Source organism: Achromobacter sp. D10, assembly GCF_035282245.1.
Classification (GTDB): Bacteria; Pseudomonadota; Gammaproteobacteria; order Burkholderiales; family Burkholderiaceae_B; genus Achromobacter; species Achromobacter insolitus.
Map to the genome: position 1 here is coordinate 1 of NZ_JAYJLE010000018.1, position 13,026 is coordinate 13,026.

Sequence of the window (13,026 nt, forward strand, 5' to 3'; positions counted from 1 at the left end):
AGTTTCGACGCGGGCCCAGAGGCGCTCGGCATTCAGGGGAGGAAACGGGACTGGCATCGCGCGTCCCCCTCAAGCGCTGCGCGGACGCAGGAAGCGCCCATCGCCGCTGCGGTTGACAATGCGCTGTCCGTCATACACCTGCTGGCCACGGCACCAGGTGCCCGCCACGCGCACGGTGAACTCGCGTCCTTCGAATGAACTCCATTGCACCGCCGACAGACTGTGCGACGGATCGAACCTATAACGTTCGGGCGTAAGGAGGACGATGTCGGCATCCTTGCCCACCTCCAGCGTGCCCTTGCGGTCATCGAGCAGGAAGTGCTGCGCCGGGTTGCGGCTCAGCTGGCGCACCACCATGGACGGCGCAATGCCATGCTCTTCGCAGCCCGTCCAAAAAGCCGGCAGCAATGTTTCCAGGCCGGGACCGCCAGACGAGTTCTTGAACACATTGGGATTCTGCTTGCGCTCCAGGCCCCAGCTGACGTGATCGGAGGACACGAAGGTGCATTCGTCATTGGCGATGTGTGTCCAGAGCAGATCGACCTCGGCCTTGGGCCGGATCGGCGGATAGTGCTTGGTCTTCGCGCCGAAACGCCGCGTGTGCTCCTCATGGTTCAACATCAGGTATTGGACGCAGGTTTCGATGCTGGCGCGATGGCCGCTGCGGCGGTACATATTGCAGATTTCAAAACCGCGAGAAGTCGAAACATGCACCGCGTGCGCGCGGGCGCCGGTCTCGGCGCCGATCTCGTATATCAGCGCCGTGGCGAGGTTTTCGATCAATGGCGTATGCGCCCGCATGAACGCATCCCAGCCCGTGTCTTCCGCCTCGATCAGCCGCGCAATGTTCTTGCGCGTCAGTTCCTGCATCTGGTTGTGCACGCCACAAGCCAGTCCCGAGGGAGCGATCAGACGAAAGGCTTCGTACAGGTCGTCTTCATCGATCCGCGGGAAGCGGCCCGGTGTGGCCTCGAAGGTGGAGAATTTGAAAGCGCAGACGCCGCCCTCTATCAGGCCCGCGGCAGCCGCCAGCCCATGTTGGGCATTCAAGGTGCCGAACAGCGCCACGTCGACGTGGCAGTCGCGCTCGACCTCGGCGATCTTCGCGTCCAGCTGGGGACGCGAGGCCACTGGTTCGGGGTCGTCATACGGCATGTCCACCATGACCGTCACGCCGCCCGCGGCGGCGGCGCGCGAAGCCCAGCCCAACCCTTCCTGGTTCAGTTGGCTGCCCGAATGCACCTGACCGTCGACCACGCCGGGCATGATCCACTGGCCGCGCGCATCAATGCTGGCGCGGCCGGCGGGAGGCGCGCCCACTCCGCGCGCCGCGATTTTTCCGTCGCGCACCGCCAGCCAGCCGTCCATCGCCACCGCATCCGGATCGACGATATTGCCGCGCATCACCAAATCGAAATCGCTCATGACCACTCTATCCATTATTCGAACGCAAGCAGTGTAGTGAGCCACTGACCAAAACGTCTTATGCTTAAATGTATGTATCAATTAACATAAAGTTAAGCATATGAAATTGAATCTGCGGCAGATCGAAGTGTTCCGCGCCATCATGCTCAGCGGCTCCATCAGCGGTGCATCCAAGCTCCTGTTCGTGTCTCAGCCCGCGGTAAGCCGCTTGATCGCCTATACCGAGCAACGTCTGGGCCTGATGCTGTTCCAGCGCATCAAGGGCCGGCTCTACCCCACGCCCGAGGCTCATCGGCTGTTCGTGGAGGTCACGGCGCTATATCAGAACGTGCAGCGCGTGAACGAGGTTGCCGACAATCTCGTCGAAAACCGCGAAGGGCAATTACGGCTATCTTGCAGCCCCAGCCTGGGCCAATCCCTGCTGCCGCGGGCTATTGCCCAGTTCCGCAGGCGCTACCCCCAGATGCGTATCGTGCTGCAGACCCAGATTCCCGCAACGCTGCAACAGGCGCTGCTGACTCAGCAAGTGGAATTGGGCGTGGCCTACATGCCGGTGGAACACCCTAGCCTGGCCTCACAGCCCCTCTACGAAAACAAAATCGTCGCGGTCCTTCCCAAGGGACACCCGCTGGCCGCCCAAGGCCAGGTGGAAATACGCGATCTGGTCATGGAGCCGCTCATCGGCTACAGCGCGGACATCCCGTTCGGCATGCTGATCAACCGCTTGTTCGGCGACGAGGACTCGCGGCCGGAGCCGCTCATCGAAGTGCAGCAGGCCCATGTCGCCTGCGCTCTGGTGCAGGCGGGCGCAGGCGTTGCTCTTGTGGACGAAATCACCGTGGCGGGTCCGACCTGGTCGAAGGTGGTGGCGGTGCCCATACGCGGCACGGTAAGCGCGCCGGTGAACGTCTTTCATCTGCAATTACAGCCCTTGTCGCGCCCCGCGCTGGCCTTCATCAACGTGTTGCACAACCTCGAACAACAGAACTAGGCGCGGGCTGGCCCATGTAAACACCTCGGGGTTATCCCTTAGTCCGCTCTGAACCGTCCCCCATCGCCTGCTATGACGCAGCTCAGGGATTAATGTGATGTTATGGAGCAGGAACAAAAGGTAATACGACATTATCGAAATTGGTTCCTATGATGCGCTCGTCTGTTCCGGGGCCCCCAAAAATCCGCACGCCAAACGCGCCCCGAACCTCACGATCAGAACTGGGAAACAATGAAGGACATCTCCATGAACCTGGGAGCCGAAGCCGTGCCAACCCGGCACGCCCCCCACCCCGCCCGGGACCGCAGCGGCCGCAAGGCGGTCATCGCCGCATCAGCCGGCAATGCCCTCGAGTGGTATGACTTCACCGTCTATGCCCTGTTCGCTGTCTACATCGGGCAGAATTTTTTTCAGGACGCCAATCCAACCGTACAGTTGATGACCTCGTTCCTGGCGTTCGGCCTGGGCTTCGTGGTCCGTCCGCTGGGCGCGCTCGTGCTGGGATCCTACGGCGACCGGGCCGGCCGCAAGGCGACGCTGACGCTGACCATCATGCTGATGGCCCTGGGCACGCTGTTGATTGCAGCCGCGCCTCCGTATGCCGCCATCGGTGTGGGCGCCCCGCTGCTGATCGTCTGTGGCCGCGTGCTGCAAGGTTTCTCTGCCGGCGGCGAAGTCGGCGGCGCAACGGCATTCCTGGTGGAGCACGCTCCCGAAGGCAAGCGTGGCCAGTATGCCTCCTGGCTGCAGGCCAGCATGGGGATCTCCAATTTGCTGGGCGCACTCGTAGCGACGCTGGTCACCACGCTGCTTACCGAAGACCAAGTGGGCGAATGGGGCTGGCGCATTCCTTTCATTATCGGCCTGGCCATCGCGCCGGTTGGCTTGTGGATGCGCGCCGCGCTGGACGAAACGCCGCACTTCCGCGAAGAACAGGAGCGCCAAGCCCGCCAGAACGCCCGCATCAAAGCGCCGCTACTGGCTGTCATCCGCGACTATCCGAAGGAACTGCTGACGGGTCTGTGCATGTCGGTACTCTGGGCAGTCGGACCTTACGCGCTCATCATCTTCATGCCGATCTACGTGCAGAAATCGATGGGATTCACAAGTTCGCAAGCCTTCCTGGCCGCGCTGGTGGGCAATCTGTTCCTCACTGCGGGTTGCGTCTTCTCCGGCACGCTGTCCGACCGTTTCGGACGCCGCAACATGCTGCGCGCCGCCGCGGCCGTGCTGCTGGTCGCCGTATACCCGCTGATGATGTGGCTGCAGGCGTCGCACACGCAGATGACGCTGATCGTCGTGCAATCCTTGTTCTGCCTGATGGTGGCGATGTACGTAGGCGTGGCGCCCGCGGCGCTGTCAGAGGTGTTCCCCACCGCGGTGCGCTCGTCGGGCATGTCCCTGACGTACAACACCGCGGTGACCGTGCTCGGCGGCTTCGCCCCGGCAATCCTGACCTGGATCACGTACACCACGGGCGTGGCTTTCGCGCCGGCGCTGTACGTCATGGCCGCCAGTCTCGTCGCCCTGATCGCCTTGAGCGTGCTGCCGCAAGGCAAGCACATCTGAAACGGTATCGACGGCCGTCCTTCCCCTCGCGTATGCGACCGCGATGGCCGTCAATCCGTTCTGCCCGGTCAGGCGGCCACAGCCTCTTCCAGCATTTCCAGCCGGTCCTGGCCCCAGAACACCTCGCCCCGGTACACGTAAGCGGGCGATCCGAACACCCCGGCCGCCACGGCGTCGTTGGTGTTGCGGCGGTAGACCGCCTCGATGGCTGGTTCCCCAGCCGCGGCCAGCAGCGCCGGGGCATCCAGCCCGAGGCGCTCCAGAATGGCACGCAAGGTGGCTGCGTCGGAGATGTCCTGCTCGTCGCACCACTCGGCTTTCAGAATGGCTTTGTACAGCGCCGCCACCGGCAGTCCGGCGTGGTCCGCCGCAATGACGATACGCGAAGCCAGGCCGGCATCCGGGCACATGTACGCAGGCTGCGGATTGACACGAATGCCCAGCTTGCGGCACCAGCGCGCCAGTTCCGTCACCCGGTAGGCCTGGCGCTCGGGCGAGCGCAGCCCAAGCAGGATGCCCCCGGTGCGGGCGTAAACCTCGGGCAAGTCCACCGGCAGGTAGCGAATCCGCGCCTGCTGGCGGGCCGCCAGCGCCTCCAGCCTGTCGGCGCCCAGATAGGCCCAGTCGGAGTTCATCCAGAAGTAATAGTCGATGGTCTTCATGGCGTCCTCAGGTTTGCGCGGGCGGGCACTCGCAAGGCAGCCGCCGCGGCGGCGTCGCTGCGCATCAGCCAGGCGCTGAACAAGGCGATCACTCCCAGCATGCTCAAGTACCACACCACGTATCGGGGGTCGCCTCCACCCTTGGCCAGCAGCCAGGTCGCCACGATCGGCGCCAGCCCGCCGCCGATGGCGCCAGAAACCTGCACCGCGAGCGAAATGCCCGTATAGCGCACCTCGGGGGGAAACTGGCTCGAGAACAAGGTGCCTTCCGGCCCGTACAGGCAAGCGTAGACCAGGCCGACGGCAAGGCAGACCGCAAGAATGATCCACTCCGTGTCACGCGTGCCCAGCAGCTGGAAGAACACGGGCGCGCACGCCAGGATGCCCAGCGTGCCGGCCATGAACACCCATTTATGGCCGATCCTGTCACCCAGCATGCCGAACAGAGGCATGGTGAACAGCGCGACGGCCGCGCCCCAGATGGTGGCGTCCAGCATGACCGAGCGCGGGATGCCCAGGGTGCCCGTGGCGTAGGCCAACGAAAAAGTCACCACCGTATAGAACCAGGTCACCTCCGCCAGCCTGGCGCCCACCACCACCATCAAGGCGCGGCGATGATGCTTCAGCACCACAGCCACTGGCACCTCGACCTTGGCGCCCTTTTCCTTCATCTGCTCGAAGTCGGGCGACTCGGCGACCTTGACCCGGATGAACCATCCCACCAGCAGCAGGACCACGCTGGCCAGGAACGGCAGGCGCCAGCCCCACGCCAGCATGTCGGCCTCGGGCAAGGTTGCAACCGCGCCCATCGCCAGCGAGGACAGGATGAGTCCGGGCGCCACGCCGGCTTGCGGCAGGCTGCCGAAAAAGCCCTTCTTGCCCTCCGGCGCGTGCTCCACTGCCATCAGCACGGCACCGCCCCATTCGCCGCCCACCGCTATGCCTTGCAGGAAGCGCATCATCACCAGCAGCACCGCCGCCCAGTAGCCGATCTGCTCGTAGGACGGAATCAGCCCGATGAGAATGGTGGGCACGCCCATCAACAGCAAAGTGATGAGCAGCATGGATTTGCGCCCGATCTTGTCGCCGTAGTGGCCGAATATCACGCCGCCCAGCGGCCGCGCGAAAAAGCCCACTGAATAGGTGGCAAACGCCGCCAACGTGCCCGTCAAGGGGTCGAAGGACGGGAAGAAGATCTTGTTGAAGATCAGCGCGGCAGCGGTGCCATAGAGAAAAAAGTCGTACCACTCGATCGTGGTGCCCATCATGCTGGCCAGTCCGGCCGTCACGTAATCGCGGCGCGAGCGCGCAGCCGCAGGCTTGGTCGTCATCATCATGACTCCCCAAAAAGAGTTCTGGAAGAATGGGCTGCGCGGCGTCAGGCGGCGGGCAGCGGCAAGGGCGCAATGCCGTGCGTCTGCCGGGCCCAGTAGTTGAACGTCGCGTTGACGATCGAAGGCTTGAGCAGGTAGTCGTGCGCTTCGCGCGCCAGGGCATCGTCCACGGGCGTCAGCGGCCCGAACGCCTGCGCGCGGATCTGCATGCGCGCCGCGCGTTCCAGGTACACCGACAGGTAGGTCGCCTCTTCGCAGCTGCCGCCGGCGGTCAGATAGCCGTGATGCGCGAGGATGATGGCGCGCTTGCCGCCCAACGCCTTGGAGATGATCACCCCTTCCTGGTCCGCGATCGGCACGCCAGGCCAATCGCCCAGGAACGCGCAGTCGTCGTGCAGCGGTGTCATGTCCATCTGCGAAATCACCAGGGGCTGGCGCGCCGCGGCCAGCGCCGAGGCCCAGGGCGAATGCGTGTGGATGATGGATTGCACGTCGGGCCGGGCCTCGTACACCCACAGGTGAAATCGGGTGGCCGGGTTGGCCATGCCCTCGCCCGTCAGCGTGTGCAGGTCGCGGTCCACCTCGATGAAATCGGCTGGCGTGGCTTCATCAAAGCCCAACCCGAAACGCAGGGTCCAATACGCCCCGGGACGCTGCGAGCGCACGCTGATCTGGCCGGCGAGCCCGGCCTCCTGCTCGGTCATGGCCAGGATGCGACAGGCATAGGCCATGGTTTCCTGGATGCTGCGCGGAACGGCGTGCAGATGGCGCGCCATTTCCTGCGTGGCACGGGTGTCGAAATAGGATTTCTCTCGTAATGCGGTGCTCATATCTTCCCCTTGTGTCATGCCCGCGCCTTCGGCGCCACCGGACGCCGCGCGAGGTATGCACAGTATGGAAAGCCTGCCTGCATACCGCCATGCAGCCAGGGTCATAGCTGCTATTCGGATAGCGGCCGGAGGGTCATTGCCGCGCGATGCGGTGCGCGACGGCCAGCAGCTCGCTCACCAACGGCAGGGGCTGGCGGTTGGCGAGCGTAATGGCGACCACGCGCCGCCGCAAAATGGGGCTATGGACCCCGACCTTGCGCAAGCCGTATTCGGTCAGCAGCTTATCGGGAATGCGGGACGGCAGGATGCAGGCGCCCACGCCCGAGGACACCAGCTTGAGCATGGCGTCTATGGTTTCGGCCTCGGCCACGAATTCAGGTTCCAGCCCGGCGCTGTGGATCATCTTGCGCAGCGCGTAGTGCGGCGGGAACCCCACCAGCCGCAGATCCATGCCGGCCAGGTCGACCTCCTGCGGCATCACCACGTCGCCACGCACAATGAGGCACATGTCATCGTCAAACAGCGGGGCGGAGGCCAGATTGTCGGATGCGACTGCCGCGTCATAGACGAAACCCACGTCCGCCTTGCCGCTTTCTACCAAGGCCACAACCTCCGGCGAGCTGCGCCCCATGACGGACAGGTTCACGTGCTCATGGCTGCTGACGAAACTGGCCACTACCTCCGCCATGAAGTAGTAGCTGAGCGTGTGCACGGTGGCGAGGCGGACCGTTCCCTGCGTGACGCCCTCGCGTTGGCGCACGGCTTCAAGCACGCGGTCTATGCTGCGGTAAGCGGGCTGGATGCCGTCAAGCAGGCGCGCGCCTGCCTCGGTCAGTTCCACTCCGCGCCCGGTGCGCACGAACAGGGGCTTGCCCACGTGGGCTTCCAGCGCGGCTAGCTGCCGGCTGAGCCCCGACTGGGTCTGATCCAGGTCCTCCGCTGCCCGCGATAGCGATTTGAGTTCCGCGATGCGCAAGAAATAGCGCAACTGCCGGTCCGGTGTATCCATGCTGCCCTCCCGCTCCCTGTGCGATGCGCGCAGATATGAGCGCGGCTGACAGTGTGCACCAGGGAGCCGGCCCGGCACTACGAGGATTTGCGCTAGGGCCAGCTTGGCGTACCCTGGCGGACCAGGGCCCATGGGCCGTCATACAAAGGAACCGCGCATGTCCACGCCCTCACCCCAACGCCCCATCGCCGCCACGATCGCCGCAGTGGTCCGCGACGGCCGCGTGCTGCTGGTGCGCCGCGCCAACCCGCCAGACCAGGGCCGCTGGGCCTTTCCCGGCGGCAAGATCGACGCGGGCGAAAGCCTCCATGCCGCTGCAGCGCGCGAACTGCTGGAAGAAACCGGCGTGCGCGCGGAACCTTTGCGCGTATTCGACGCCGTGGATGTCTACGACCGCGACGACACGGGCGCGCTGCGCCGCCATTTCATCCTGATCGCCGTGCTGTGCCGCTGGCAATCCGGCGAACCGGTAGCGGGCGACGACGCCGCCGAGGCCCGCTGGGTGCCGTTGGAAGCGCTGGACGATCACTCGCTGGCGACCAGCTTCGGCGTGGCGGAACTGGCGCGCAGGGCGGCAGCCCTGTCGGCGACACCGTAGATCCGCAACAGGCCGCCACGCCGAGGCCTTACCCCACGCCCCATGTCCGGAGCCAATTGCGGAACACCTGCGCCTTGTCCGGCAGGGCGCCCCGGCCCGGCCACACCAGGTAATACCCAAACTCCTCCAGCCAGGCGTCGCCTGCCAGCCGGATCAGCCGTCCGGCCGTGAGCTCGTCTTGCACCATCGCCACGGGCAGCAGGCCGGCGCCCTGGCCTGTTGCCACCGCCTTCAGAAGCAGGCTGCCGTCATCGAAGGCGGGTCCCCTGGGCGTGCCCGAGTCCTCCACTCCCTGCGCCGCAAACCAAAGCTGCCAGCCATTGCGGCCCTCGTCGTGCACGCGGGGCCAGCCCAGCAGGTCGTCGGGTTTCAGAGGCGTGCCCAGCTTTGCCACCAGATCGGCCGACGCCACCGGCGCCACTTCCACGGTCAACAGATGTTCGCTTTGGAGTCCTGGGTAGCGGCCCAGTCCATGCCGGATGGCAATGTCGGCGCCGTCCCGGCCGAAAGCCGCCAACGCGTTGCTGGTGACGATCTGCAGGTCGATCTCCGGGTGGCGGCTATGGAAATCGTGCAGCCGGGGAATCAGCCATGCCGACGCGAAGAAAGCGGTGGTGCTGACCGTAAGCACGCGGTTCTCGGGCGGCAGCGAAATGCGCGCGGACGCGGCCAGTATCTGGCGGAAGGCGTTGCGCACCGGCGGCAGAAAGCCGTGGCCAGCGTCCGTCAACTGAATACCGCGGTTCACGCGCAGGAACAGGGCCACACCCAGATGCTGCTCGAGCGACTTGATCATCTGGCTGACCGCGCCAGGCGTCACGCACAGCTCTTGCGCCGCGTCTTTCACGGACAAATGGCGAGCCGCGGCCTCGAAGGCCCGCAGCGCATTGAGCGGCGGCAGTCGTTGAATGGCCATTTCTCAGCCTCACAAATAATTTAGTTTTTCTAACTTATAAGAGATAGAAATCATGCTTTGCCACCGCGCTATTCAGGATTTAATTTTGACGATCCCGTGATGCACGCAAGATGGATAAAGAATAGATGAACTATACGGAAAGCATCAAGGCCGCGCGCCCCGCCGCTGCCGGCCTCCACTACCAGGACCTGAGCTCGCTCGCCACCCTGATCCAATCGGGCGAGATCTCGCCGGTGGAAATCACACGCGCCCAATTGCAGCGTATCGAGACGCTGGACGGCGCCCTGCGCAGCTACGCCCACGTAACGGCGGCCAGCGCAATGCAGGAGGCGCGGGCCGCGGAAGCCGAAATACGCCAGGGGCGTTACCGCGGCCCCCTGCATGGCATGCCCATCGCACTCAAGGACCTGTTCCGGCGCAAGGGCGTGCCGACTGCCGCCGGCACCGCCATCTACCGTGGCGTCGCAGCGGACCACGACGCCACGGTGGTCCGCCGCCTGCGCATGGCGGGCGCCGTGCTGCTGGGTCAACTGCAAATGACCGAGGGCGCCTACTCCGATCATCATCCGAGCGTCGAGCCGCCGCGCAACCCGTGGAATGCGGCCTACTGGCCCGGCATCTCGTCCAGCGGATCGGCAGCGGCCACCGCGGCGGGCCTGTGTTTCGGGGCAACGGCTTCGGACACCGGCGGCTCCATCCGCTGGCCTTGCGCGGCCACCGGCCTGACCGGCATCAAACCGACCTGGGGCCGTGTCAGCCGCCATGGCGTGTTCGAGCTGGCGGCCTCGCTGGATCATGCCGGCGTCATTGCGCGCAGCTCGCAAGACGCCGCCCTGCTGCTCGAGGCAATTGCAGGAGCGGATCCGCTGGACCCGACCGCGCTGCAAGCGCCCGTGCCATGCTATGCCCGGTTGGCCGAAGCGCCGGTGCACGGACTGCGGATCGGCGTGGATTCCGCCTGGAACACCCGGGACGTCGATCCGCTCACCCAGCGCATGCTGGCGGCAGCAATGCAAACCTTCCGCGAGCTGGGCGCAACCGTGGTGCCATTGCGCTTTCCCGTCGAAGACGCCGCGCAGGCGGTGCGCGACTGGGCGCCGCTCTGCGCAGTCGAAGCGGCCGTTGCGCACGCAGGCACCTACCCCTCGCGGCGGGACGAATACGGGCCGGTACTGGCCAGCGTGATCGAGGCCGCAGGCGTCGTGTCGGGCACCGACTATCAACGCATCCTGCTGCGCCGCATGGCCCTGCGGGGCGAAGTCGACGCCTTGTTCACCCAGGCCGACGCGCTGCTGACGCCGGTGCAGCCCATGCCCGCGCTCACCCTGGAAGCCGTCAGCGTCCTGGGCCGGCAGCCCGCGCTGGTGCGCGCGCTGCAGCGCTATACCTGCGTATTCGACATGACGGGCCATCCCTGCCTGACCTTGCCTGCGGGCCAGGGCGAGACTGGCATGCCGATGGGCATGCAACTGGTGAGCGCCCATCTGGGCGAGCCCGTGCTGTTCCAACTGGGCGCCGCCTTCCAGGCGGCCACGGACTGGCATTTGCGCCGGCCGGCATGCTGACGCAGGAGACGCTTATGCCAGCGCAACAACGCACCACCCTGCCTGCCGCCAGGCATCTCTTTCAAGGATGGCGCGTGGTGGCCGCGGCCTTCCTGATCACCTTGCTGGGCTTCGGCAGCGCCTATTCCTTCAGCGCCTTCCTCGATGCTCTGCAACGCGACTTCTCCGCCTCGCGCGGCGCGGTGTCGCTGGTGTTCTCAGTGGCGGGATTCCTTTATTTCGGCTTTGGCGTGATCAGCGGCCCGCTCGCGGACCGCTACGGTTCGCGCCGCATGGCGTGGCTGGGCATGCTGCTAGTGGCACTAGGTCTGGCGCTGGCCAGCGCCGCGCAAAATCTGACCCAGATCTATCTGGCCTATGGCCTCGGAGTCGGGCTAGGCGTGGGCTGCGCGTACGTGCCAGTGATAGGCGCGGTGCAACGTTGGTTCCTGCGCCGGCGCGGACTGGCTTCCGGGCTCGCGGTCAGCGGCATTGGCGTGGGCACGTTGCTCGTGCCGCCGCTCGCGGCCGAAATGATCGGCCTGTGGGGCTGGCGCGCCGCCTATCTGGCGCTGGCCGCGCTGGTGGCTGTCGCCGGGTGCGCGGCCGCGCTATGGGTGGAAAACTCGCCGCAAGACCACGGTTTGCAGCCCGACGGCGAAGCTGCTCCCCCCATTGTTGCCATGACGCCGTCCACACCCGCGGGCGTGCCGGTGCGCGCCGCCATCCGCAGCAAGGCCTTTGCCCTGCTATACCTTGCCAGCATGGCGGGCGCCTTCGGCGTCTTCGTGCCGTTCGTGCATCTGGTCCCATACGCGCTGGATCGGGGCATCGCATCAGGACAGGCCGTGCTGCTGCTGGGCATGGTGGGCGTGGGCAGCACGGCGGGCCGATTCCTGTTGGGCACGCTGGCCGACCGACTGGGCCGGCGCGTGTCGCTCGGCGCCATGTACGGCGGCATGGGCGCGTCGCTCGCGCTATGGGCCGCTTGCGGCCAGTTCTGGTCGCTGACCTTGTTCGCACTGGTATTCGGAGCGTTCTACGGGGGCTGGGTCGCGCTCATGCCCGCCGTGGTCATGGACTACTTCGGCGGACGCCATGTCAGCGGCATCATCGGCGCGCTCTACACCAGCGTGGCCTTCGGCACCCTGATCGGGCCGGTGGCGGCAGGCTATGCGTATGACATCAGCGGCTCTTACCTGCTGCCCATCGTCGCCAGTGCGGCGGGCAATGCGGTGGCAGCAGCGGTCACCGCACTGCTGCCGCGCCGGGCTCTACTATAGGGACCCCGATCCTGCCTGCCACTCCATGTTCGACACCTACCTCTCGCGTTGGCATCTCGTGCGTGATGGCGCCCCCATCGTCACGCGCGCGGCGCAATTGCTGCCGGTACGCCACCGGGGACAGCCCGCCATGCTCAAGGTCTCGCACGAAGAAGACGAAAAGCAAGGCGGCGTGCTGATGCGCTGGTGGGACGGCCAGGGGGCAGCCCGCGTACTGGCGCACGACGACGAGGCCATCTTGCTGGAGCGGGCCACGGGCGCGCGTTCGCTGGCCGAGTACGCGCGCAACGGACGCGACGACGAAGCCACCCGCATCATCTGCGGCGTGCTGCAAGATCTGCATGCGCCGCGCGCCCGGCCCCTGCCCGCGCTGCGTCCGCTGGAAGCATGGTTCGAGGAACTGTGGCCCATGGCGCAGGCGCGAGGCGGCATCCTGGCACACAGCGCGCGCCACGCCCGCATCCTGCTCGACAGTCCGCGCGACCTGGCGGTGCTGCACGGCGACGTGCACCACGACAACATCCTGGACTTCGGCGAGCGCGGCTGGCTGGTCATCGACCCTAAGCGCCTGCATGGCGAGCGCGCCTTCGACTACGCCAACATCTTCTGCAACCCGGACCTGGCGGATCCGGTTCCGCCCGTGGCCATCGTGCCGGGGCGCTTCGAGCGGCGACTGGAGATCATCGTCGAGCAATCCGGCCTGGAGCGCCGCCGGCTGCTGCAATGGATCCTGGCCTGGTGCGGACTTTCCGCCGCCTGGTTCATGGGCGGCGGCGAAGACGCGGCGATCGACCTGGACATCGCCCGCCAGGCGCTGGCGCTGCTGGAACGCTGAGTCCCGGCCGCTGCAAACAAGACATCCGGT

At 65.9% G+C, this 13,026-nt stretch carries 12 protein-coding genes; 6 read left to right on the forward strand and 6 right to left on the reverse strand.

Going from position 1 to position 13,026, the window contains the following annotated elements; genetic code table 11:
* Positions 1-69: 69 nt before the first annotated feature.
* Positions 70-1,425, reverse strand: a complete 1,356-nt coding sequence (locus VCS63_RS28825) for a dihydroorotase (RefSeq protein WP_042793128.1) — start codon at positions 1,423-1,425, stop codon at positions 70-72.
* 100 nt (positions 1,426-1,525) lie between these two features.
* On the opposite strand from VCS63_RS28825, the gene VCS63_RS28830 reads away from it, so the two are divergent.
* Both VCS63_RS28830 and VCS63_RS28835 read left to right on the forward strand, forming a co-directional pair.
* Positions 1,526-2,416, forward strand: coding sequence for a LysR family transcriptional regulator (locus tag VCS63_RS28830; RefSeq protein ID WP_042793127.1), 891 nt, complete (start codon positions 1,526-1,528; stop codon positions 2,414-2,416).
* A gap of 246 nt (positions 2,417-2,662) precedes the next feature.
* Positions 2,663-3,985 (forward strand): MFS transporter, encoded by a 1,323-nt coding sequence (locus tag VCS63_RS28835; protein ID WP_063960877.1) that lies wholly within the window; start codon positions 2,663-2,665, stop codon positions 3,983-3,985.
* Between the two features lie 68 nt (positions 3,986-4,053).
* On the opposite strand, the gene VCS63_RS28840 is transcribed toward VCS63_RS28835, so the two are convergent.
* The 4 genes from VCS63_RS28840 to VCS63_RS28855 all read right to left on the reverse strand — a co-directional run bounded on the left by VCS63_RS28840 (position 4,054) and on the right by VCS63_RS28855 (position 7,820).
* Entirely contained in the window at positions 4,054-4,647 is a 594-nt protein-coding gene (locus tag VCS63_RS28840) for a 2-hydroxychromene-2-carboxylate isomerase (RefSeq protein WP_063642693.1), read from the reverse strand.
* A complete protein-coding gene (locus tag VCS63_RS28845; protein ID WP_323881883.1) occupies positions 4,644-5,981 on the reverse strand; it encodes an MFS transporter in 1,338 nt (445 codons plus the stop codon). Before VCS63_RS28845 ends, VCS63_RS28840 begins: the two co-directional genes overlap by 4 nt.
* A 44-nt stretch (positions 5,982-6,025) precedes the next feature.
* On the reverse strand, positions 6,026-6,811 hold the full coding sequence (locus VCS63_RS28850; RefSeq protein ID WP_063960854.1) for an aldolase: 786 nt from the start codon (positions 6,809-6,811) through the stop codon (positions 6,026-6,028).
* Between the two features lie 133 nt (positions 6,812-6,944).
* Positions 6,945-7,820: a LysR family transcriptional regulator gene (locus tag VCS63_RS28855; RefSeq protein ID WP_042793123.1), complete on the reverse strand. Its 876-nt coding sequence runs from the start codon at positions 7,818-7,820 to the stop codon at positions 6,945-6,947.
* A gap of 157 nt (positions 7,821-7,977) precedes the next feature.
* Here VCS63_RS28855 and VCS63_RS28860 point away from each other — a divergent pair, with 157 nt between their 5' ends.
* A complete protein-coding gene (locus tag VCS63_RS28860) occupies positions 7,978-8,418 on the forward strand; it encodes an NUDIX hydrolase (protein WP_063642691.1) in 441 nt (146 codons plus the stop codon).
* A 28-nt stretch (positions 8,419-8,446) separates the two neighbouring features.
* Here VCS63_RS28860 and gcvA read toward each other — a convergent pair whose 3' ends face one another.
* On the reverse strand, positions 8,447-9,334 hold the full coding sequence (gene gcvA / locus VCS63_RS28865) for a transcriptional regulator GcvA (RefSeq protein WP_175200253.1): 888 nt from the start codon (positions 9,332-9,334) through the stop codon (positions 8,447-8,449).
* Between the two features lie 125 nt (positions 9,335-9,459).
* Between gcvA and VCS63_RS28870 the strand changes: the two genes are divergently transcribed.
* The 3 genes from VCS63_RS28870 to VCS63_RS28880 are packed head-to-tail and all read left to right on the forward strand — an operon-like array spanning position 9,460 to position 12,996.
* Positions 9,460-10,899, forward strand: coding sequence for an amidase (locus VCS63_RS28870; protein WP_323881822.1), 1,440 nt, complete (start codon positions 9,460-9,462; stop codon positions 10,897-10,899).
* A 14-nt stretch (positions 10,900-10,913) separates the two neighbouring features.
* On the forward strand, positions 10,914-12,161 hold the full coding sequence (locus VCS63_RS28875) for an MFS transporter (RefSeq protein ID WP_112965338.1): 1,248 nt from the start codon (positions 10,914-10,916) through the stop codon (positions 12,159-12,161).
* A 25-nt stretch (positions 12,162-12,186) separates the two neighbouring features.
* Positions 12,187-12,996: an aminoglycoside phosphotransferase family protein gene (locus tag VCS63_RS28880; RefSeq protein WP_323881824.1), complete on the forward strand. Its 810-nt coding sequence runs from the start codon at positions 12,187-12,189 to the stop codon at positions 12,994-12,996.
* The last annotated feature ends 30 nt before the right edge of the window (positions 12,997-13,026 follow it).